The organism is Nocardia sp. NPDC058633, assembly GCF_042717045.1.
Classification (GTDB): domain Bacteria; phylum Actinomycetota; class Actinomycetes; order Mycobacteriales; family Mycobacteriaceae; genus Nocardia.
Genome location: NZ_JBHXRA010000014.1, coordinates 21178 through 42246 on the forward strand (window position 1 = coordinate 21178; position 21069 = coordinate 42246).

Annotated in this window: 20 protein-coding genes; 12 read left to right on the forward strand and 8 right to left on the reverse strand. The window is 67.6% G+C overall.

Going from position 1 to position 21069, the window contains the following annotated elements; genetic code table 11:
* Window positions 1-76 precede the first annotated feature (76 nt).
* The 6 genes from ACFWUR_RS19405 to ACFWUR_RS19430 form a co-directional block, all read right to left on the reverse strand.
* Window positions 77-2038 (reverse strand): molybdopterin-dependent oxidoreductase, encoded by a 1962-nt coding sequence (locus ACFWUR_RS19405; protein WP_378908577.1) that lies wholly within the window; start codon window positions 2036-2038, stop codon window positions 77-79.
* Between the two features lie 129 nt (window positions 2039-2167).
* On the reverse strand, window positions 2168-2788 hold the full coding sequence (locus tag ACFWUR_RS19410; RefSeq protein ID WP_378908579.1) for a hypothetical protein: 621 nt from the start codon (window positions 2786-2788) through the stop codon (window positions 2168-2170).
* Window positions 2789-3004: 216 nt separating this feature from the next.
* Window positions 3005-4165 carry an acetyl-CoA C-acetyltransferase gene (locus ACFWUR_RS19415; RefSeq protein ID WP_378908775.1) on the reverse strand — a complete coding sequence of 387 codons (1161 nt, stop codon included), beginning with the start codon at window positions 4163-4165 and terminating at the stop codon, window positions 3005-3007.
* A 46-nt stretch (window positions 4166-4211) separates the two neighbouring features.
* Window positions 4212-4832 carry a TetR/AcrR family transcriptional regulator gene (locus tag ACFWUR_RS19420; RefSeq protein ID WP_378908580.1) on the reverse strand — a complete coding sequence of 207 codons (621 nt, stop codon included), beginning with the start codon at window positions 4830-4832 and terminating at the stop codon, window positions 4212-4214.
* A 46-nt stretch (window positions 4833-4878) separates the two neighbouring features.
* The gene (locus tag ACFWUR_RS19425) at window positions 4879-5685 is read right to left on the reverse strand and encodes an SDR family oxidoreductase (protein ID WP_378908582.1); all 807 of its coding nucleotides are present in this window, start codon (window positions 5683-5685) and stop codon (window positions 4879-4881) included.
* Window positions 5682-6821: an acyl-CoA dehydrogenase family protein gene (locus ACFWUR_RS19430; RefSeq protein ID WP_378908777.1), complete on the reverse strand. Its 1140-nt coding sequence runs from the start codon at window positions 6819-6821 to the stop codon at window positions 5682-5684. Before ACFWUR_RS19430 ends, ACFWUR_RS19425 begins: the two co-directional genes overlap by 4 nt.
* A gap of 127 nt (window positions 6822-6948) precedes the next feature.
* Between ACFWUR_RS19430 and ACFWUR_RS19435 the strand changes: the two genes are divergently transcribed.
* The 8 genes from ACFWUR_RS19435 (at window position 6949) to ACFWUR_RS19470 (ending at window position 15632) form a co-directional block, all read left to right on the forward strand.
* Window positions 6949-8514 (forward strand): FadD3 family acyl-CoA ligase, encoded by a 1566-nt coding sequence (locus ACFWUR_RS19435; protein ID WP_378908583.1) that lies wholly within the window; start codon window positions 6949-6951, stop codon window positions 8512-8514.
* Window positions 8511-9386 carry an enoyl-CoA hydratase gene (locus tag ACFWUR_RS19440; RefSeq protein ID WP_378908584.1) on the forward strand — a complete coding sequence of 292 codons (876 nt, stop codon included), beginning with the start codon at window positions 8511-8513 and terminating at the stop codon, window positions 9384-9386. The genes ACFWUR_RS19435 and ACFWUR_RS19440 overlap by 4 nt, the downstream gene beginning before the upstream one ends.
* A complete protein-coding gene (locus ACFWUR_RS19445; protein ID WP_378908586.1) occupies window positions 9387-10529 on the forward strand; it encodes an acyl-CoA dehydrogenase family protein in 1143 nt (380 codons plus the stop codon). It abuts the gene before it with no gap.
* A 49-nt stretch (window positions 10530-10578) separates the two neighbouring features.
* Window positions 10579-11628 carry an acyl-CoA dehydrogenase family protein gene (locus tag ACFWUR_RS19450; protein WP_378908587.1) on the forward strand — a complete coding sequence of 350 codons (1050 nt, stop codon included), beginning with the start codon at window positions 10579-10581 and terminating at the stop codon, window positions 11626-11628.
* A 132-nt stretch (window positions 11629-11760) separates the two neighbouring features.
* Complete coding sequence (locus ACFWUR_RS19455) at window positions 11761-12810, forward strand: acyl-CoA dehydrogenase family protein (RefSeq protein ID WP_378908589.1); 1050 nt, start codon at window positions 11761-11763, stop codon at window positions 12808-12810.
* Between the two features lie 178 nt (window positions 12811-12988).
* A complete protein-coding gene (locus tag ACFWUR_RS19460) occupies window positions 12989-13441 on the forward strand; it encodes a MarR family winged helix-turn-helix transcriptional regulator (RefSeq protein ID WP_378908590.1) in 453 nt (150 codons plus the stop codon).
* Between the two features lie 94 nt (window positions 13442-13535).
* The gene (locus ACFWUR_RS19465; protein ID WP_378908592.1) at window positions 13536-14777 is read left to right on the forward strand and encodes an MFS transporter; all 1242 of its coding nucleotides are present in this window, start codon (window positions 13536-13538) and stop codon (window positions 14775-14777) included.
* 111 nt (window positions 14778-14888) lie between these two features.
* Window positions 14889-15632, forward strand: a complete 744-nt coding sequence (locus tag ACFWUR_RS19470) for a DUF427 domain-containing protein (protein ID WP_378908594.1) — start codon at window positions 14889-14891, stop codon at window positions 15630-15632.
* Here the strand turns inward: ACFWUR_RS19470 and ACFWUR_RS19475 are convergent, their stop codons facing one another.
* On the reverse strand, window positions 15633-16103 hold the full coding sequence (locus ACFWUR_RS19475) for a hypothetical protein (RefSeq protein WP_378908595.1): 471 nt from the start codon (window positions 16101-16103) through the stop codon (window positions 15633-15635).
* Between the two features lie 16 nt (window positions 16104-16119).
* Entirely contained in the window at window positions 16120-17295 is a 1176-nt protein-coding gene (locus ACFWUR_RS19480) for a Rieske 2Fe-2S domain-containing protein (protein ID WP_378908597.1), read from the reverse strand.
* 220 nt (window positions 17296-17515) lie between these two features.
* Here ACFWUR_RS19480 and hsaA point away from each other — a divergent pair, with 220 nt between their 5' ends.
* The 4 genes from hsaA to hsaB are packed head-to-tail and all read left to right on the forward strand — an operon-like array spanning window position 17516 to window position 21050.
* The gene (gene hsaA, locus ACFWUR_RS19485) at window positions 17516-18679 is read left to right on the forward strand and encodes a 3-hydroxy-9,10-secoandrosta-1,3,5(10)-triene-9,17-dione monooxygenase oxygenase subunit (RefSeq protein ID WP_378908598.1); all 1164 of its coding nucleotides are present in this window, start codon (window positions 17516-17518) and stop codon (window positions 18677-18679) included.
* A 3-nt stretch (window positions 18680-18682) separates the two neighbouring features.
* Window positions 18683-19552 (forward strand): 4,5:9,10-diseco-3-hydroxy-5,9,17-trioxoandrosta-1(10),2-diene-4-oate hydrolase, encoded by an 870-nt coding sequence (gene hsaD, locus ACFWUR_RS19490; protein WP_378908599.1) that lies wholly within the window; start codon window positions 18683-18685, stop codon window positions 19550-19552.
* A complete protein-coding gene (gene hsaC, locus ACFWUR_RS19495) occupies window positions 19549-20457 on the forward strand; it encodes an iron-dependent extradiol dioxygenase HsaC (RefSeq protein WP_378908600.1) in 909 nt (302 codons plus the stop codon). The genes hsaD and hsaC overlap by 4 nt, the downstream gene beginning before the upstream one ends.
* A 17-nt stretch (window positions 20458-20474) precedes the next feature.
* The gene (hsaB, locus tag ACFWUR_RS19500; RefSeq protein ID WP_378908602.1) at window positions 20475-21050 is read left to right on the forward strand and encodes a 3-hydroxy-9,10-secoandrosta-1,3,5(10)-triene-9,17-dione monooxygenase reductase subunit; all 576 of its coding nucleotides are present in this window, start codon (window positions 20475-20477) and stop codon (window positions 21048-21050) included.
* The last annotated feature ends 19 nt before the right edge of the window (window positions 21051-21069 follow it).

Here is a 21069-nt window from a genome sequence, read left to right on the forward strand (position 1 = left end):
CCGGATCAGGTGCGACGCCCACCGGGCGCGCCCAGGTCCGGCGCTTCTGCTGTGGTCCACACGCGGCGGCGATACCTCATCGCAGCGCGACCTCGACGCGGTTGTCGTGAAAGACCGCGCCGCCGCCGTAGTCCGAATCACGTTCGGCGATCGTGGCATTCACGGTGGCGCCGCCGGTGAACTTGGCCCAGCGACCCTTGGTGGTACCCGCGACGCCGGGCCGCACTCGGTCCGACACCTCGGCGACTGCCTCGAAAGAGCCGCGGGCATTGGACACGACCACGGCGGCGCCATCGGCGATGGCCCGCGCGGCCGCGTCATCGGGGTGCAGGGTGATGCTGGATCCACCTGCGCGACGGCGTAACTCGGGGTTGGAGCCGAAGGTGCTGTTCAGGAAGTAGTGCGAAGCGGCGGAGATCAGTACCAGACCGTCGCCGGCGTCAGCGGGGGGTGTGTAGTCCGGCAGGGGGTCGTGACCTGCCGATTCCGCCCTGGTGGAGACGAACTGGAGTTTGCCCGCCGGCACCGGACCCGCCTGCACCTTCAGGAATCCGTCCGCGCGGAGACGTTCGAGGTCGAAGCCTTTGAGTAGTTGTCCGGCCAGTTCCTCGTCGGAGTCGTAGAGCGCGGGCTCGGTGAGACCGAGGCGCTGCGACAGCCGCCGGAAAGTCTCTGTCGTGGAAAGGCATTCGCCGGGAGGCTCGACCGCAGGCTCGTTCCAGATCAGGTAGAGGTGCCCGTAACCCGCGAGCACGTCGAGGTGTTCGGGCTGCATCGTGGCGGGCAGGACGATGTCGGCGTAATCGACGGTGTCGGTACCGAAGTGCTCGAGGACCACGGTGAACAGGTCTTCGCGCGAGAGCCCCTCGATCACGCGACGCTGATCGGGATTCGACCCGACCGGATTCGCCCCGATCACGAACAGCGCCTTGACCGGTGGCCCTTCGGTCTCGAGCAACGCTTCGCCGAGTCGGGTCATCGACAGTGTGCGGACCGGGCGCGCCAGCAGGTCATCGCGAAGCAACGCCGCCGCGTCGACCCGGAAATGCCCACTCGTCGAATAGTGCAGTCCCCCACCGGGGATCGCCCAGTCGCCGGTGACGCCGGGCAGGCACCCAAGCACCCGTAGGGCCATGCCGCCGCCCGCATGCCGCTGCATGCCTTGCGACGCGCGGATGGCAGTCGGCCTGGTTCTCGCGATCCGCTCACCGAGCGCGATGATCTGCTCCTCCCGCAAACCAGTGATCGCGGCGACTCGCTCGGGCGTGAATTCCTCGATGCGGTTCCGGAATTCGGGCCAGCCCTCGGTGTACTCGGCGATGTACTCGCTGTCCTGCGCGCCCAGCGAAACCACCACGTGCGCCAGCCCGAGAGCCAGCGCAGCATCGGTGCCGGGCAGCGGGGCGAGGTGTTCGTCGCAACGCTCGGCGGTCTTGGTACGGATGGGGTCGATGGAGACCAGGTAGGCGCCGCTGTCCTGGATGAATTTCCACAGGTGGTGGCCGGAAGTGAGCGGGTTGGTACCCCACAGCAGGATCAGCTTGGACTTCGCGAAGTCCTCGGGATCCATGCCGCCGGAGGTGCCGAGGGTATAGCGCAGGCCCGCGCCGCCCGCGACCGAGCAGATGGTCGGCGCGTGGTGCGACGCACCGAGCAGGTTGAACATCCGGCGCCCCGGAAGACCCTCCATCCCTTGGATATAGCCGAGGCTGCCGGTGCCGTGGAACGGCCAGATCGCCTCCCCACCGAATTCGTCGATGATGCCGGTGACCCGGGTGGCGATCTCGTCGAGCGCTTCGTCCCAGCTGATCCGCTCGAACTGCCCGGACCCCTTCGGCCCGACCCGGCGCATCGGATACCGGAGCCGGTCCGGCGCACCGACCTGCTCCAGATAGCGGTTCACCTTCACGCACAGCGCACCGCGCGTGACCGGGTGTTCCTTGTTCCCCCGTAGCCCCGTGGCGACCCCGTCCTCGACGGTCACCACCCACGAGCACGCGTCGGGGCAGTCGAGCGGGCATGCGCCGAGCACCTTCACCAGGCCATCGTAAGCGAAAACCGCAGCTCGAAGCGCTGACGAGGAACGCCGGGGCCCTGCATCGCCGGGAGGTCGTGGCATATCGGTGGTGACCGAAAGGCGGGTCGGTCCGGAGACCGACCCGCGACCTCACTCCGTCTCGATGACCGGGTTGAGAATTCCGCACACCTTCCAGCTTCCGCCTTCCTCGACCAGTTTGTACGTCGCGGTCGAGGTTGCCTTCTTGCCGAGAATCGTCATGCTCATCGCCGTGGTGAAGGTTCCGGAATCGGCACCGGAAGCGACATCCACGCTCTTCAAGGTCGTTGTCGTCGCGGGGAGCCCGGTGTCCGATGGGGCCCCGGTCGGCGTGGCCGTGTTCTTGTACTTCGCGATCTCGTCCCGATCGGAGGCACACACCAGATCCTCCAACTCACCCTTCTGGTCGACCCACGCCTGCGCCGCCTCGCGCGGGGTGTCGTAGCCGCCGCCACCGATCGAACCGCCACCGCCGAACATGAACAGCGCGCCGACCGCGACGACGATCAGCACGACCGCGCCACCGATGATGAGTGCGATCTTGCCGCCGTTGCCGCCGGATGGACGGGGCGGCGGACCGTAACCACCCGGGGCGCCGTGCTGCGGCTGCCCCTGTGGAAACGGCTGACCCGGCATCGGCTGACCCTGCGGGTAGGGCTGACCGTACTGCGGCTGGCCCTGCGGATACGGCTGACCGTACGGCTGGCCCTGCGGATACGGCTGACCGGGCATCGGCTGACCGTGCCCTTGATACGGGTTGGGTTGTTGTGGGTGACCCATTGTTCGGAGTTCCTGTTCGCTGTTCCACGAGTGACGTCGATCCGACGCCACCTGGCTTATCCACTGCGCCAACGTGTTCTAGCGACACAGGAGATGAGCAACCGTTCAGTCTCGATCACCGATCGATTGCTCGCAAGCCTGGAACTCCGCGTACCGCGCGGCCGCCGGTTACTCCGCCGCGTCGAGTCGCTCGATGATGGTCACGTTGGCCGTGCCGCCACCCTCACAGATGGTGAGCAGGCCGTAGCGGCCGTTCACGCGCTCGAGCTCGTGCAGCAGGGTGGCGAACAGTTTCGCGCCCGTCGCGCCGAGCGGGTGGCCGAGCGCGATGGCCCCACCGTTGACGTTCACCTTCGCCGGGTCGGCGCCGATCTCCTTGATCCAGGCCAGCACCACCGGGGCGAAGGCCTCGTTGATCTCGATGACGTCCATGTCGTCGATGGTCAGCCCGGTCTTCTCGAGCGCCCACTGCGTCGCCGGGATCGGCGCGCTGAGCATGAAGATCGGGTCGGCGCCGCGCGCACTCACATGGTGGATCCGGGCGCGCGGGGTGAGTCCGTATTCCGCGACCGCCCATTCCGAGGCGAGCAGTGTCGCGCTGGCACCGTCGGAGATCTGGCTGGCGACGGCGGCGGTGAGCGGGCTGCCCTCACCCAGCGGCTGCAGGGTCGCCATCTTCTCGAGGCTGGTCTCGCGCGGACCCTGGTCGACCGTGAAGTCGCCCACCGGCACGATCTCGGCGTCGAACTTGCCATCGGCGATGGCCGCGCGGGCGCGTTCGTGGCTGCGCAGCGCCCACTGCTCCATGTCCTCGCGGGTGATGCCCCACTTCTCGGCGATCAGCTCGGCGCCGCGGAACTGCGAGACCTCGCCGGTGCCGTAGCGGGAGTCCCAGCCGGTGGCGCCGACGAACGGGGAGTCGAAACCGTATTCCTTGCCCGCGAGCATGGCCGCCGAGATCGGGATGGCGCTCATGTTCTGCACGCCGCCCGCGACGATCACCTCGGCGGTGCCGCTCATGATGGCCTGGGCGCCGAAGTTGATCGCCTGCTGGCTCGACCCGCACTGCCGGTCGACGGTGACGCCGGGAACTTCCTCCGGGAAGCCCGCGGTCAGCCACATGGTGCGGCCGATATTGCCCGCCTGCGGACCGACGTTGTCGACACAGCCGACGATCACGTCGTCGACGACAGCCGGGTCGATGCCGGTGCGCTCGATGAGCCCGCGCAGGGCGGCGGCGCCGAGGTCGGCGGGATGCACGCCGGCCAGCGCGCCGTTGCGCTTGCCTACCGCGGTACGCACCGCGTCGATCACATAGGCCTCCCGCAACGGGGTGTAGGGGCGGCGCTCGGCGGGTGCGGTCATCGGGGAACTCCTAGTGCGTGGTGCTCCCGGGCAGGGTGAGCCCGTCGAGCACGATGGTGAGATATTGCTGGGCAAGGTTTTTCACGGTGATCGGACCACCGGGGGTGTACCAGCGCACCGCCACCCACACGGTGTCGCGCAGGAAACGGAACGCGAGTTCCACGTCGAGTTCGGGGCGGAAACTGCCATCGGCGACGCCGGCGGTGAGTACCCGGTGCCACAGATCGCGGAACTCGATGTTGAAGTCACGGATGTAGGCGAAACGTTCTACGTCACGCAGGTTCTTGGCCTCGGCCTGGTAGATCGCGACCGCGGCGTGGTGCCGGTCGAACGCCTCGTAGGAGGCGATGACCAGCGACTCCAAGGTGTCTCGTGAACTCGGGGAAGCGGCCGCGATCTCGCGGTAGCGGCCGAACAGGTCGTCGAGGAAGCCGCGCAGGATCTCGTCGACCATCGATTCCTTGGAGTCGAAGTGGTGATAGAGGCTGCCCGAGAGAATGCCCGCGGAGTCGGCGATATCGCGCACCGTGGTGGCCCGCAGGCCACGTTCGGCGAACAGGCCGGCGGCGAGGTCGAGCAGTTCGGCGCGGCGGGTGCGTTTCACGGTGTCGGGTGCGGTCACACCCGTCATCGTACAACCAAGCACTTGCTTGGTTTCGGGTAACCCGCCACGGCGATCATGCGCGCTGGCTGCTCACCGAGACAACCTCGCCGGTCAGATACGAGGTGTAGTCACTGGCCAACATGGCGATCGTCGCCGCCACTTCCCACGGTTCGGCGGCACGACCGAACGCCTCGCGTTCGCTGAGCGAGTCGAGCAGCTCCGCCGAACTCACCTTGTCCAGGAACGGATGACGGGCGATGCTCGGCGCCACGGCATTGATCCGCACGCCGAATTCGGCGGCTTCGACCGCACTGCACCTGGTCAGCGCCATCACACCGGCCTTGGCCGCGGCGTAGTGGGCTTGCCCGTGCTGAGCGCGCCAGCCGAGGACGGAGGCATTGTTGACGATCACCCCGCCATGGCCCGCGCCGCGGAAGTAGCCGAGGGCGGCCCGGGTGCAGCGGAAGGTGCCGGTGAGGGTGATGTCGAGAACCTGGTCCCACTGCTCGTCGGTCATGTCGACCACCGGGGTCTCACCGCCGAGGCCCGCGTTGTTGACCATGATGTCGATCCGGCCCAGACGGACGGCGGCATCGGTGAGCAACTGGTTGACCTGGGATGTGTCGCGGACGTCGCAGACCACGGCTCCCACCGTGCGCTCCGGGAAATCCTTCGCGAGCAGCTCGGCGGTTTCGGTCAAACGCCGTTCGTGCCAATCGGAGACGACGACATCGGCGCCTTCATCGAGGAGCCTGCGCGCGGTGGACGAACCGATTCCGGTACCCGCCGCCGCGGTGATCACGGCCTTGCGGCCGGTCAGCAGCCCGTGCCCGGCGACCGGGGCGGGAGCGACCGACAGCGGGGAATTGTTCGCACTCACGGGCGCGCCTCTCGCGGCAGGCCGAGCACACGCTCGGCGATGATGTTGCGCTGCACTTCGTTCGAACCTCCATAGATCGTGTCGGCGCGGCTGAACAGGTACAGCCGCTGCCATGCGGTCATGTCGTCGGGGCCCAGGACCAGGCCTGCCGCGCCCTGGACGGCCATCGCCAGTTCGCCGAGGTCGCGATGCCAGTTGGCCCACAACAACTTCGACACCGAGGCCCCGCCCGAGTCGTCGTGGTCCTCGCTCATGGTGCGCAGCGCGTGCGCGCGCAACACCCTGAGCCCGACCCAGGCGCGATCGAGGCGATCGGCGATCAGCGGATCGTCGGCGGCGCCGGTGCGCCGGGCCAGGTCTTCGATGTCGGAGAGCTCGCGCGCGAAACGGATCTGCTGACCGAGCGTGGAGATGCCGCGCTCGAAGGTGAGCGTGCCCATCGCGATTCGCCAACCGTCGCCCGGCGCGCCGACGACCAGGTCGGCGTCGGTGACGGCATCGTCGAAGAAGACCTCGTTGAATTCGGAGGTTCCGGTGAGCTGTTCGATCGGGCGCACTTCGATGCCGGGCTGGTTCATCGGAACCAGCAGATAGGACAGGCCCTTGTGACGGCTCGAGCCGCGCTCGGTGCGGGCGATGACGAAGCACCAGTCGGCGACGTGCGCGAGCGAGGTCCAGATCTTCTGGCCGTTGATCACCCACTTGTCGCCTTCCAGGCGAGCCGTGGTGCTGACCGCGGCGAGGTCGGAGCCCGCGCCCGGTTCGGAGTAGCCCTGGCACCACAGCTCGCCGACCGAGCGGACGCCGGGCAGGAATCGCTTCTTCTGCTCCTCGGTACCGAAGGCCAGCAGGGTCGGGCCGAGTAGTTCCTCACCGACGTGCGAGACCCGCGCGGGCGCGTCGGCCTTCGCGTATTCCTCGTGGAAGATCACCTGCTGGCGCACACTGGCACCACGGCCACCGTGTTCCACCGGCCAGCCGAGGCAGGTCCAGCCGGCCTGGGCGAGGTGGCGGTCCCACGCCAAGCGCTCTTCGAAGAACTCGTGCTCACGGCCCGGCCCGCCGGTCCCGCGCAGGTCAGCGAACTCGCCTGTCAGGTTCTCGGACAGCCAAGTTCTTATCTCCGCGGTGAACATCGCGTCGGAGGTCGCGGTATCGGAATCTGAGGTCTGGATCACGCCCACCTCGGTAGGATAACCTACCAAGCACTTGCTTTGTTAGCTGCTTCGGAAGAACAGCGAACCGCACAACGGTGAGGACCCCGTGACACCCCCCGCACACACCACTCCGCAGGCGCTGCGACACATCGCAGCGGCGCATCCGCACGAGCCCGCCCTGATCGACGGCGCGATCCGCCTGGACTGGACCGAGCTACTCGACCAGGTCCGGGTGGCCGCCCGCGCCCTGATCGCCCGTGGCATCCGCCCCGGCGACCGGGTCGCGATGTGGTCGCCGAACACCTATCACTGGGTGGTCGCCGCCCTCGCCGCCCATTCCGTCGGGGCCGCGCTGGTTCCCTTGAACACCCGCTATGTGGCGGCCGAAGCCGTGGACGTGCTGACCCGCGTCGACGCGAAGGCGCTGTTCGTGGCCGGTCCGTTCCTCGGTCGGGATCGGGCGACCGAACTCGCGGCGGCGGCGCCGGCACTGGGTATCGGGACTGTCGTCGTCATCCCGATCGAGGACGAGCCCGCCCCCACGGCGGTCGAGTCCGCGCACACGACGGTGACGTGGGACGAGTTGCTCGAAGAGGCCGCGACGGTGCCGGAAGCGGTCGGCGAGGAGCGGGCCGCCCAGGTGTCCCCCGACGACGTCTCCGACATCCTGTTCACCTCCGGAACCACCGGCCGCAGCAAGGGCACCCTCGTCGCGCACCGGCAGGCACTGGACGTGGTTCGTGGCTGGGTCGAGTGTTCGACCCTGCGCGCGGGCGACCGCTACCTGGTGATCCCCCCGTTCTTCCACAACTTCGGTTACAAGGCGGGCATTCTCGCGTGCCTGGTCACCGGGGCCACGATCGTGCCGCAGGCCACCTTCGACGTGCCCGCGGCGCTGGCGCTGATCGAGTCCGAGCGGATCACCGTGCTCACCGGTCCGCCGACGATCTACCAGACCGTCCTCGCCCATCCCCAACGCGGCGAGCGTGACCTGAGCTCGCTGCGGGTGGCGGTGACCGGCGCGGCGACCGTGCCGGTGGTATTGATCGAGCGCATGCGCGACGATCTCGCCTTCGAGGTGGTCATTACCGCCTACGGCCTGTCCGAATCGGCCGGTTTCGGCACCATGTGCCGCCCCGAGGACGACGCGACGACCATCGCCAATACCTGCGGCGGGCCGATCGCCGGGTTCGAACTGAGCCTGTCCGAGGCCGGTGAGGTGCTGCTGCGCGGCCCCAATGTGATGCTGGGCTACCTCGACGATCCCGAGGCCACCGCCGAGGCGATCGACGCCGACGGCTGGCTGCACACCGGCGACATCGGCGTCGTCGACGAGCGCGGCTACCTCAAGATCACCGACCGGCTCAAGGACATGTACATCACCGGCGGGTTCAACGTGTACCCCGCCGAGATCGAACAGACCCTGGCCAGGCTCGACGGTGTCGCCGAGTCGGCGGTCATCGGCGTGCCCGACGAGCGGATGGGCGAGATCGGCAAGGCCGTCGTCGTCCGCGAGGCCGGATCGGCGCTGACCGCCGAGGACGTGATCGCCTTCGCCGCAGCCGAATTGGCGAATTTCAAGGTGCCCAGGCTCGTCGAGTTCCGCGACCAGCTGCCCTACAGCGCCGCGGGCAAAGTGCTCAAGCGTGAGCTACGTGAGGAGAAGTCGTGAGTTCCGAAACCGAGACCGAGGTCGTCACCTACGAGGTGCGCGGATCGGTCGCCGTCGTCACCATGAACCGGCCCGACTTCCGCAACGCGCAGAACTCGAAGATGACCTACGCCCTCGATGCCGCCTTCGTGCGCGCGGTCGAGGATTCGGCGGTCAAGGTGATCGTGTTGGCCGGCAACGGAAAACACTTCAGCGCCGGGCACGACATCGGGACACCGGGTCGCGATCACGACGTGCACTACGAGAACAAGGCCGCCCTGTGGTGGGACCACCTGGACCGTTCCGGCGGTGATCAGCGGTTCGCGCGCGAATCCGAGGTGTATCTCGGAATGTGCAGGCGCTGGCGGGAAATCCCCAAGCCGATGGTGGCGATGGTGCAGGGCGCCTGCATCGCGGGCGGGCTGATGCTGGCCTGGGTGTGCGATCTGATCATCTGCTCCGACGACGCGTTCTTCTCCGATCCCGTTGTCCGGATGGGCATTCCGGGTGTGGAGTACTTCGCGCATCCGTGGGTGATGGGTCCGCGCGCGGCCAAGGAGTTCCTGTTCACCGGCGACCGGTTCGGGGCGGCGCAGGCCAAGGAGTGGGGCATGGTCAACCGGGTCGTGCCGCATGAGCAGCTCGAGGCCGAGGTCATGGGTCTGGCCGAGAAGATCTCCGCCATGCCGCAATTCGGGCTGGCGCTCACCAAGAAGGCCGTCAACCAGGCCGAGGATCTGATGGGCATGCGCACCGGCATGGACTCGGTCTTCGGGCTGCATCATTTCGCACACGCGCACAACGCCGAGGTCGGCGCCGATTCGCTGGGCGGGATGAACGCCCGCTCGATGAAGGCCACCGCCACCTCTACCGAACAGAACGGGACGAAGTAAGTGGATCTCGAGATCGACCCGGCTGCCCGGGAATTCCAGCTGGAGGTGCGCGAGTTCCTCGCCGCCAATGTACCGGCCGAGCCGTTGCCGTCGATGGATACCGCGCAAGGCTTTGCCGCGCATCGGGAATGGGAGGCGAAGCTGGCGCAAGCCCGGCTGTCGGCGGTGTCGTGGCCGCGCGAGTTCGGCGGGCGCGACGCCTCGATCCTGGAATGGGTGCTGTTCGAGCAGGAGTACTACGCCGCGGGCGCACCGGGCCGGGTCGCGCAGAACGGCATCTTCCTGCTCGCGCCGACGCTGTTCGAGCACGGCACCGCCGAACAGCTCGCGCGGATCCTGCCGCGCATGGCGCGCGGTGACGACATCTGGGCGCAAGCCTGGTCGGAACCCGAGTCGGGCAGCGACCTCGCGAGCCTGCGTTCGACCGCTCGGCGCACCGAAGGCGGCTGGCTGCTCAACGGCCAGAAGACGTGGAGTTCGCGTGCGTCCTTCGCCGATTGGGCGTTCGGCCTGTTCCGCAGCGATCCCGAGGCGCAGCGCCACCACGGACTCACCTACGTGATGTTCCCGCTCACCGCCGAGGGCGTGAGTGTGCGGCCGATCCCCCAGCTCGACGGCGAACCGGGTTTCGCCGAGATCTTCCTCGACGACGTCTTCGTGCCCGACCACGACGTGATCGGCGGGGTGAACGAGGGCTGGCGGGTCGCGATGGCGACCTCGTCCAACGAACGTGGCCTCTCGCTGCGCAGCCCCGGCCGGTTCAGCGCCACCGCGCAGCGGCTCATCGACCTGTGGAAGGAGACGGCCGATCCGAGCGACACCGCGGCCCGCAACTCCGTGGTCGACGCCTGGCTCGGCGCCGAGGCCTACCGCCTGCACACCTTCGGCACCGTCACCCGACTCACCGACGGCGGCCAGCTCGGCGCGGAATCGTCGATCACCAAGGTGTTCTGGTCCGAACTCGACATATCCATGCACGAGACGGCGCTCGACCTGCTCGGCTCGGCCGCCGAGCAGCGCAGCGACTGGACCGACGGCTATCTGTTCTCGCTGTCGGGCCCGATCTACGCGGGCACCAACGAGATCCAGCGCAACATCATCGCCGAACGCATCCTCGGCCTGCCCCGCGAGAGCAAGCGATGAACGTCAATCATTCGGGCCGAATCGCCCTTGCGAACACAGGAGGTCTGCGATGAGATTCGCGCTCAGTACCGAACAGCTCGACTTCGCCGCCGAGCTGCGCAAGATTCTCGATGCCGGACAGGTGCCCGCGGCGGTGCGCGCTTGGGCCGATGGCGACACCGGCAAGGGGCGCGCGATACTGCGGCAGATCGCCGAGATGGGTGTCTTCGGCCTGATCGTCGACGAGAAGTACGACGGGGCGGACGCGACCACCGTCGATCTCGTCGTCGCGCTGATCGAACTCGGCCGCGGCGCTGTACCCGGGCCAGTGATCGAATCCGCTGCCGTGATTCCAGCGCTGTTGCAGCGGCTCGCCGATGACGCACCCGCGCGACGGTGGCTGTCCGCGCTCGCGAGCGGGCAGGCGCTGGGCACCATCACCTTCGAGCCACAGCGCGGCATCGCCCTCGACGCCGAGATCGCCGAGCCGGTACTCGTCGCCACCGACGGTCGACTGGCGTTGGGCAGGCTGTCCCGCTCCGACGTCGAGACCAGCGCGGACGCGGCGCCGGGTTCGGTGGCCTCGATAGACCCCGCCCGCAAGCTGTGTCGAGTCACCGCCGACGAGTCGATCGCCGAGGGCCCCGAGGTCGAAGCGGCCATCGACTACGCCTTCGACACCGGTGTTCTCGCCTGTGCCGCGCAACTGCTCGGTGCGGGCCGCTCGATTCTCGAGCAGACCACCTCCTATGCCAAGCAGCGCAAGCAGTTCGGGCGTGCGATCGGCGAATTCCAGGCGGTGAAACAGCAGCTCGCCGATGTGCGAATCGCGCTGGATCTGGCCGAACCGCTGGTGTACCGCGCGGCGCTCACGCTCGATTCGGCCGACCGCGCCCGCGATGTCTCGGCAGCCCTGGTGACCTGTGGCGACGCCGCCCATCGCGCCGCGCGCACCGGGCTCCAGGTACACGGGGCCATCGGCTACACCGCGGAATTCGATCTGTCGCTGTGGCTCACCAAGGTCGCCGCGCTGCGGACAGCTTGGGGCACAGCGGATTTCCACCGAGGCAGGATCGCCGATTCCCTACGCGCCGCCGAACCTGCGGCCGCGACGATCTGAGACCCGCGATGCCACCGTCGACACAGACCGAACGCCGCGCAGGTTCGTGTCGCGGTGGCAGCCGGGTCCCGCCGAACCGCAGCCGACGCGCTCCCACCTCCGACGCCATCACCGAGCCTTACGAGGAACCCCATGCCATCGAATGAACTACTCGAATTCCGGACCTCCGTGCGGGCCCTGCTCGGCAAGCACGCCACCTCGGCCGCGCTGCGTACCGCGATGGACACCGACCTCGGGTACGACCCGAAGTTGTGGCGGATGCTGTGTGAGCAGGTCGGGGTCGCCGCGCTCGCGGTGCCGGAGCAGTGGGGTGGAGCGGGGGCGGGCCTGGTCGAATCACTCATGGTCGTGGGCGAATTGGGGCGGACGCTGAGTGGAGTGCCGATGCTCGGGTCGGCGGTGCTCGGGGTGCAGGCGATCTTGCTGGCCGGCGACGAGCAGGCCTGCGCCCGGCTGTTGCCCGATCTGGCGGATGGGTCACGCACGGCGGCCCTGTGCTGGGCCGACGCCGCGGGCTGGGATTCGGCCGGGGTCAGCGTCACCGACGGGAAGCTCAGCGGCGCAGCCCATTACGTTCTGCACGGTGCGCAGGCTCACCTGCTGTTGGTCCTGACCGATGACGGACTCTTCGAGACGACAGCGGACGCTGCCGGTGTGACCGTTGCCGCGACCCCCGCGCTCGATCCCACGCGCACGCTGGCCGCCATCACCTTCACCGACGCCCCCGCCACCAGGATCGGCACCGGCGACCCCGCCGCGCTGCGCCGCCGGCTGCGCGAGATCGCCTGGGCGGCGCTGGCTTCCGAGCAGGTCGGCGCGGCCAGGCGCTGCCTCGAGATGACGGTCGAGTACACGGCCTCGCGCGTGCAGTTCGGTCGTCCGATCGGCAGCTTCCAGGCGCTCAAGCATCGGATGGCCGACATGTACGTGCTGGTCGAGTCGGCCGAATCGGCGGCGTTGGCTGCCGCCCTCGCGGTGGCCGAGGACAGTCCGTCCGCCACGGAGGAGGCCTGGGTCGCGCGCAAGCACTGCTCCGAGGCCTTCTGCACGGTGGCGGCGGAGACCATCCAGTTGCACGGCGGCATCGCCATCACCTGGGAACACGACGCCCACCTGTACTTCAAGCGTGCTCACGCCACCGCCGAGCTGTTCGGCACCGGCAGACGTCCGGCCGCGGCTTAGGCCGAAGCGCCACCGCGCCCTGTTCGGCACCCGCTGACTGCAGCTTGCGAGAGTTGCGCCGATAGCCCTGGTCGCAGTCCTGCGGCCAGGGCTTTCGGCGCGTTGTGCGCCATTTCACCAGGGTCGCCGAGCCGAGCTGCCTGGATTTAGATAGTTAGCTTATGTAATATTATTTTCCGTGAAGCAGACAGCGCAGCCCTCGGCAGACGACATCGTGGTCGACCTGCTGGTCACTGCGGGTCGGCTCACCCGGCTGGCCGGGGCGATCAGCACCGACGATCTGCCCCGCGCGGTCCTGCGGGCCCTGGCCGTGCTCGACGAGCACGGCGGCCTGCGGGTCAGCGACTTCGCCCGGATCGACAGATGTTCCCAACCGGCGGCAACGGCGCTGATCGGTCGACTCGTCACCGACGGCTTCGCCACCCGCACCAAGGACCCGCACGATTCCCGGGCAGCGCTCGTCGAGCTCACTCCGGCCGGCCGGTCCCGACTCACCGAGGCCAGGCGCGCGTTCGCCGCCGCCATGGCGCCCGGAATCGCCGATTTCGATCTCGATCGGCTGATCCGGCTCGACACCGACATGAACGACCTGCTGACAGCCCTTCGCTCGGTTGCCCGCGGTCATCAGTGATGCAACCAGGAGTGCCCATGAACGAGCGCAGCGAGCGAATCATGTGCCGGCGCGCAATGCGCATGCCGCAGCCGAGCGCCAGCGAGGCGCAGGCATGAGCAACCCCCAGCTGGCTCGCGACGACAACGCCGCAACCACCGACTCCCAACCCAAGGCCGTGTGGGCCGTCGCCTTCGCGAGCGTCATCGCGTTCATGGGCATCGGCCTCGTCGACCCCATTCTCAAACCGATCGGCGAACAGCTCGACGCGACACCCTCCCAGGTCTCGCTGCTGTTCACCAGCTACATGGCCGTAACGGGTGTCGCCATGCTGGTCACCGGCGTGATCTCGAGCCGCTTCGGCGCGAAGAAGACGCTGCTGTCCGGGCTGGCGATCATCATCGTGTTCGCCGCGCTGGCAGGCATGTCCGGCAGCATCGGCGAGATCATCGGCTTCCGCGCGGGCTGGGGCCTGGGCAACGCCCTGTTCATCGCGACGGCACTGGCCACCATCGTCGGCGCGGCCACCGGCGGTGTCGCCAAGGCGATCATCCTCTACGAGGCCGCGCTCGGCATCGGCATCGCGACCGGTCCGCTGCTCGGCGGCGTGCTCGGTGGAATCAGCTGGCGTGGGCCGTTCTTCGGAGTCTCGGTACTGATGGCCGTCGCTTTCATCGCGATCGTCGTGCTGCTGCCCGACACACCGAAGGCCGCGCATCCGACCTCGATCACCGCGCCGTTCGAAGCGTTGCGGCACCGGGGATTGCTGACGGTCAGCATCACCGCGTTGCTCTACAACTTCGGCTTCTTCACCCTGCTCGCGTTCACCCCGTTCCCGCTGGACATGGGCACCTACGCGATCGGCTTCATCTTCTGCGGCTGGGGCATTCTGCTCGCTGTGTCGTCGGTGTTCCTCGCCCCGAAACTGCAGGCACGCTACGGTTCGCTGCCGATGATGGCCCTGTCGCTGGCCCTGTTCGCGATCGACCTGGCGGTGATGGCGATGTTCACCGAGCACAAGGTCGTGCTGATCGTCGGCGTCGTGATCGCGGGTGCGTTCCTCGGTGTGAACAACACACTGATCACCGAGGCCGTGATGATCTCGGCGCCGGTCGAGCGGTCGACCGCGTCGGCGGCCTACAGCTTCGTCCGGTTCGGCGGCGGTGCGGCGGCGCCGTGGGTGGCGGGCAAGCTCGGCGAGCACAACATGTCACTGCCGTTCTGGCTGGGCGCGGCGTTCACCGCCGCCGCGGTCGCGGTGCTGTTCCTCGGGCGCGGCGCGCTGGCCCACATCGACGACCACGACCCGGCCCCACACTCCGTCGAGGAGGCCCGGGCCCTCACCGTCGGCGATTGAGCTGAATTGCCGGAGCGCCGGCGCGCTCGAGTTCGCGGCCCCGCCGGTACGCGTCCGGTCCCTCCCCAGAGGTCGGGGTTCGGGGCTTGCGGTTCGGGTAGCGTCGGAGCCATGACCGAGCGTGGACGTGTCAAGGTGGAGACCGGGCAGAAGCGGGTGCGGGTCTATCTGCGCGGGAAGCTGGTGGCCGACACCCTGCGGCCGCTGCTGGTCTGGGAGGTCCCGTACTACCCGACCTATTACGTGCCGCTCACCGACGTACACGCCGACCTGGACCCGAACGGGATCACCGAACACTCCCCCAGCCGTGGCGACGCGACCGGATACGACGTGGCGGTCGAGGGCCTGCGGGCCGAGGGTGCGGCGCTGCGGTATCTCGATTCACCGCTGGCGGAGCTGAAAGACGCGGTGCGACTGGATATCGCCGCGTTCGACTGGTTCGAGGAAGACGAGCAGGTCTTCGTCCATCCGCGCGATCCGTACTCGCGCGTGGACATTCTCGGCAGTTCCCGGCACGTGCGGGTGGAGATCGACGGGGTCACCGTCGCGGACTCGCACTCACCGCGCATCCTGTTCGAAACCGGTTTGCCCGCACGGTATTACCTGCCGCTGACCGATGTCCGGATGGATCTGCTGACCGCGTCGGACACCCACACCAGCTGCCCGTACAAGGGCACCGCCGACTACTGGAATGTCCAGGTCGGCGACACCGAACACCGCGACGTCGTCTGGATATATCGCACGCCGCTGCCGGAGAGCCAGAAGGTCGCGGGCCTGGCGTGCTTCTACAACGAGAAGGTCGACATCTACCTCGACGGTGTGCGCGAGGATCGCCCGCACACACCGTTCGGCTGACTATTCACCGACGTCGAGCACGCCTTCGTCGACCGCCCATTTGATCGACTTCTCCAGCGACGGACATGATTCCGGCCGACCCGGCCGTGCACCGTGTTCGGCCAACTGCGCGAAAACCGGGCAGTGCGCGCCCGGGCGGTCGGTCCACTGCACCGAGGTCTGGTGCGCGCTCGCCTTGCGTACCAACACCTGCGCCGAGCAGGCCTGACACCGCAGCGGTGTGAGACCCGTGTCGAGGTAATGCTGTTTGTCGACCACGGTTTGCGCCCGCACCGCGGCTTGCAGGACGGGCTGATTCGCGAAATCAGGCGCCTTGGCCCAGGTCGGGCGAGTCGCAGCACGCTGCGAAGTATCGCCCGGCCCCTGCTCGGCCGAAGCGAGCCGCGACGGATCGCCGGACCTTTGCGGCTCGCTTCGGCTGGTCGATGCGCGCTGCGACGGATCGCCAGAGCTCGGCGGTTCGCTCGACATCGACCTCGAGCTCATATCAGACGCCCGCTTCTTCGGATTCGGCCTTGCGGCGCAGGTTCTCCGCCACCTCGGCCTCCCATGCCTGATTCGCTTTGGTCGTGTCGACCTCGAATTCGAAGCGCTGGGTCATCTTCTCGGAGACATCGGCGATGTCGACGTAGAACTGGTCGTACCAGCGGCGCAGCTGGTAGACCGGGCCGTCCTCCTCGCAGAGCAGCGGGTTCTCGACCTTGGACTTGTGCTTCCAGATCTCGACATCCTGCAGGAAGCCGTCGCCGAAGAACTTGGCCATCGTCTCGGCCAGCTTCTGCGCGGCCTCGTCGGGGATGCCCTTGGGCTTCTCGACGGTCAGGCCCCACTGCAGCACGAACGAATCCTGGCTCACCGGGTAGTGGCAGTTGATCAGCTGCACCTTGATCTCGTACCCGCTGTAGATGTTCACCAGCGGATTGATCATGTAGGACGGCCCGAAGTAGGACGCCTCCGACTTCAGCAGCGTGTCACCGCCGTGCTTGGCCGCCATTCCGACGTCCGGGCGACCCTTGGTCTCCAGGAACTGTGTCGCCACATGGCCTTCGAAGACGTTCTTGAAGTACGTCGGGAAGGCGTAGTGGATGTAGAAGAAGTGCGCCATGTCCACGACGTTGTCGATGATCTCGCGGCAGTTGGCGCCCTCGATCAGCAGCGAGTCCCACGTCCAGGCGGTCCAGCCGCTGTCGTGGGTCTCGGTCGGGTTGCCCTCCGCATCGGTGTACGGCCCCTCGATGTGCGGGATCGTCACCTCGGGGGGCGGTTCGTTGCCCTCGTGGTCGTGCCAGACGAACAGCTGACCGTTGCGCTCGAGCGTGGTCCACTTCCTGGTGCGGGCCAGCGGCGGAACTCGGCGCGCGTACGGAATCGCGGTGCACTTTCCGCTCGCGCCCCAGCGCCAATCGTGGAACGGGCAGGCGATGTCGTCGCCCTTCACCGTGCCCATGCTCAGATCGCCGCCCATATGCCTGCAATAGGCGTCGAGCACGCGGAGCTCGTCGTTGGTATCGGTCCACACGACAAGCTTGGTACCGAAGATCTCTACCGCGTGCGGCTTACCGTCGCGGTAGGTCGACGCCAGGCCGATGCAGTGCCAGCCGCGCGCGAACCTCGTCGGCGGTGCACCGACATCAAGTTCCCTCACTTTGGGGTTGATCGCCATCCCGAACCCTCCTCGTTCACTAGAACACGTTACAAAACTGAGCCACTTCACGCCAGTTATCCAGCGAACTTCTCTGTTGCATCCTGTTATATCCGAGGTAGGGCGATCTTCTCGACATAAATGAGAACCTGTTCTAATCTCAGAGTCGAACCAAGCAGACGAACCAAGCAGTCGAACAGAACCGGTTGTCGATCCGACACAGGCAGGAGCGGGCTCCGAAATGACGCAAGAAGTGACCGAACGGGTCGAGGCACTGCTGCCGACGCTGCGTGAACGCGCGCAAGAGGCCGAGGACCTGCGCCAGATTCCCGAAGAATCCATGAAGGCGCTGCAGGAGACCGGTTTCTTCCGGTTGCTGCAGCCCAAGCAGTGGGGCGGCCACGCCGCCGACCCGGTGGTCTTCTACGACAGCGTGCGCAAGATCGCCAGCGCGTGTGGTTCCACCGGCTGGGTCGCGGGCATCATCGGGGTGCACAACTGGCACCTCGCGCTGTTCGATCAGCAGGCCCAGCAGGACGTGTGGGGCGAGGACACCGATGTGCGCATCTCCTCCTCCTACGCGCCGATGGGTGCGGGACAGGCCGTCGACGGCGGCTACATCGTGCGCGGCTCGTGGGCCTGGTCCTCGGGTTCGGACCACGCCACCTGGGCGGTTCTCGGCGGTCCGGTGATCAAGAACGGCAAGCCGGTCGACTTCGGCAGCTTCCTGATCCCGCGCTCGGACTACCGCATCGACGACGTCTGGAACGTCGTCGGCCTGCGCGGCACGGGCTCCAACACCGTCGTCGTCGAGGACGTCTTCGTTCCGACGCACCGGTTCCTGAGCTTCCGCGCGATGAGCGAGGGCCGCGCGCCGGGCATCGAGCAGAATCCGGACCCCGTGTACAAGATGCCGTGGGGCACCATCCACCCCACCACCATCTCCACGCCGATCGTCGGCATGGGCTACGGCGCCTACGAGGCGCACGTCGAGCACCAGGGCAAGCGCGTGCGCGCGGCCTACGCCGGCGAGAACGCCAAGGACGACCCGTTCGCCAAGGTGCGCGTGGCCGAGGCGGCCAGCGATATCGACGCCGCGTGGCGCCAACTCTCGGGCAATGTGGCCGAGGAGTACGCGCTGCTGCTGGCGGGCAAAGAGGTGCCGTTCGATCTGCGCGTGCGCGCCCGTCGCGACCAGGTGCGCGCGACCGGTCGGGTGATCGCCTCGATCGACAAGCTCTTCGAGTCCTCCGGCGCGACCGCCCTGTCCAACGGCACTCCGCTGCAGCGCTTCTGGCGTGACGCGCATGCCGGGCGGGTCCACGCGGCCAACGATCCCGAGCGCGCCTACGTCATGTACGGCACGCACGAGTTCGGCCTGCCCGTCACCGACGCCATGGTGTAGCCGATGACCCGGACCGCTGAACTCACCTACGAAACGACCTCACGCTTCGCGCAGGTCACCCCCGATCTGAAGCTGCACTACCACGAAGCCGGGGTGGGCAACGCGACCACGATCGTGCTGCTGCACGGTGGCGGACCCGGCGCCTCGGCGTGGTCGAACTTCGCCCGCAATATCCCTGTTCTGGCCGAGCGCTATCACGTGATCGCGCCCGATCAGCCGGGTTACGGCAAGTCCGACAAGCCGATCGACCACCCGCAGTACTTCGTGCACAGCTCGAACGCCCTGCTCGCGTTGCTCGATCACCTGGAGATCACCGACCGGGTGCACCTGCTCGGCAACTCTCTCGGCGGCGGCGCCTCGGTGCGGTTCGCCCTCGACCACCCCACGCGCGCGGGCAAGCTCGTGCTGATGGGGCCGGGCGGACTGAGCACCAACCTGTTCGCGCCCGACCCCACCGAGGGCGTGAAGCTGCTCTCGCGCTTCACCTACGAACCGACCAGGGACAACCTGGAGAAGTTTTTGCGGATCATGGTCTTCGATCAGTCGCTGGTCACCGACGAACTGATCGACGAGCGATTCGCACTGGCCAACACCCCCGAGTCGCTGGCGGCGATGAAGGCGATGGGCAAGTCCTTCGCCGGCGCCGACTTCGAGAAGGGCATGCTGTGGCGTGACGCGTACAAGCTGCGCCAGCCGGTGCTGTTGATCTGGGGTCGCGAAGATCGGGTCAACCCACTCGATGGCGCGCTGATCGCCACCAAGGTGATCCCACGCGTCCAGCTGCACGTGTTCGGCGGCTGCGGGCACTGGGCGCAGCTGGAGAAGTTCGACGAGTTCAACCGGCTCACGGTCGATTTCCTCGGGGAGAAGTGATGAGTATCCGCGCCCTTGGCTACATGCGCATCGAGGCCACCGACATGGCGGCCTGGCGCGAGTACGGCCTCAAGGTTCTCGGCATGATGGAGGGCACCGGGCTGAACCCGGACGCGCTCTACCTGCGCATGGACGATTTCGCCGCGCGACTGGTGATCGTTCCCGGCGAGCAGGACCGGCTGCTGGTCTCGGGCTGGGAGGTCACCGATGCCCCCGGTCTGCAGCAGTTGCGCGAGACCCTGGACAAGGCGGGGGTCGCGTTCACCGAGGGCACCAAGGAAGAGCTGGGTGAGCGCCGCGTCGAGGGCATGATCCGGTTCCAGGACCCGTCCGGGAACACCCTGGAGGCGTTCTACGGCGCGCAGTACCTGGGTCGCCGCTTCGTGAGCCCCTACGGCCACAAGTTCGTCACCGCCGAGCAAGGTCTGGGCCACGTCGTGCTGACCTGTACCGACGATGGCGCGGCCCAGGCGTTCTACCAGGACATCCTGGGCTTCCGGCTGCGCGACTCCATGCGGCTACCGCCGCAGATGGTGGGCCGTCCCGCCGACGGTGACCCGGCCTGGCTGCGCTTCTACGGCTGCAACCCGCGCCACCACGCACTGGCGTTCCTGCCGTTGCCGAATCCGACCGGCATCGTGCACCTGATGGTCGAGGTGGAGAACTCCGACGACGTCGGCCTCTGCCTGGACCGCGCCTACCGCAAGAAGGTGAAGATGTCGGCCACCCTCGGCCGCCACATCAACGACAAGATGCTGTCCTTCTACATGAAGACGCCCGGCGGCTTCGATATCGAATTCGGCTGTGAGGGACTCGAAGTCGACGACCACGCCTGGGTCGCCCGCGAATCGACCGCGGTCAGCCTGTGGGGTCACGATTTCACCGTCGGATTCAAGCAGCAATAGGAACGGCGGCGAGGGACATGACCGAACAGACACCGGCGATCGACGGCCGACAGTTCCGCACGGTACTGGGGCAGTTCTGCACCGGCATCACCGTGATCACCGCGCTCGATCCGGACGGTGAACCCATCGGGTTCGCCTGCCAGTCCTTCGCCGCGCTCTCCCTCGACCCGCCCCTCGTACTGTTCTGCCCCACCAAGGGGTCGCGGTCGTGGGCGGCGATCGAGGCGGCGGGCAGGTTCTGCGTGAACGTGCTCTCCGAGGAACAGCAACCGACCTGCGCGCGGTTCGGCTCACGCGAGACCGACAAGTTCGCCGGAGTCTCCTGGCACACCTCCGAACTCGGTGTTCCGGTGATCGACGATTCGCTGGCCACCATCGAATGCACGGTCGACTCCGTCGTCGACGGCGGCGACCATTACATCGTCATCGGCCGGGTCCACGCGCTCTCGGAATCGGCCACCACGGGCGGGCGGCCACTGCTGTTCTACCGCGGCCAGTACACCGGCATCGAGCCGGACAAGACCACCCCCGCCCCCTGGCGCGCGGACCTGGACCACTTCCTCACCACCACCAGCCTCGACACCTGGCTCTGAATCGAGCGGGCGTGGCCGC

Coding starts and splice junctions, on each gene's coding strand:
- ACFWUR_RS19470 (WP_378908594.1), top strand. CDS start 14,889: ATGACCGAGCGTGGACGTGTCAAGGTGGAGACCGGGCAGAAGCGGGTG.
- ACFWUR_RS19420 (WP_378908580.1), bottom strand. CDS start 4,832: ATGACGGGTGTGACCGCACCCGACACCGTGAAACGCACCCGCCGCGCC.
- ACFWUR_RS19455 (WP_378908589.1), top strand. CDS start 11,761: ATGCCATCGAATGAACTACTCGAATTCCGGACCTCCGTGCGGGCCCTG.
- hsaB (WP_378908602.1), top strand. CDS start 20,475: ATGACCGAACAGACACCGGCGATCGACGGCCGACAGTTCCGCACGGTA.
- ACFWUR_RS19450 (WP_378908587.1), top strand. CDS start 10,579: ATGAGATTCGCGCTCAGTACCGAACAGCTCGACTTCGCCGCCGAGCTG.
- ACFWUR_RS19475 (WP_378908595.1), bottom strand. CDS start 16,103: ATGTCGAGCGAACCGCCGAGCTCTGGCGATCCGTCGCAGCGCGCATCG.
- ACFWUR_RS19480 (WP_378908597.1), bottom strand. CDS start 17,295: ATGGCGATCAACCCCAAAGTGAGGGAACTTGATGTCGGTGCACCGCCG.
- ACFWUR_RS19430 (WP_378908777.1), bottom strand. CDS start 6,821: ATGTTCACCGCGGAGATAAGAACTTGGCTGTCCGAGAACCTGACAGGC.
- ACFWUR_RS19465 (WP_378908592.1), top strand. CDS start 13,536: ATGAGCAACCCCCAGCTGGCTCGCGACGACAACGCCGCAACCACCGAC.
- ACFWUR_RS19410 (WP_378908579.1), bottom strand. CDS start 2,788: ATGCCCGGTCAGCCGTATCCGCAGGGCCAGCCGTACGGTCAGCCGTAT.
- hsaA (WP_378908598.1), top strand. CDS start 17,516: ATGACGCAAGAAGTGACCGAACGGGTCGAGGCACTGCTGCCGACGCTG.
- hsaD (WP_378908599.1), top strand. CDS start 18,683: ATGACCCGGACCGCTGAACTCACCTACGAAACGACCTCACGCTTCGCG.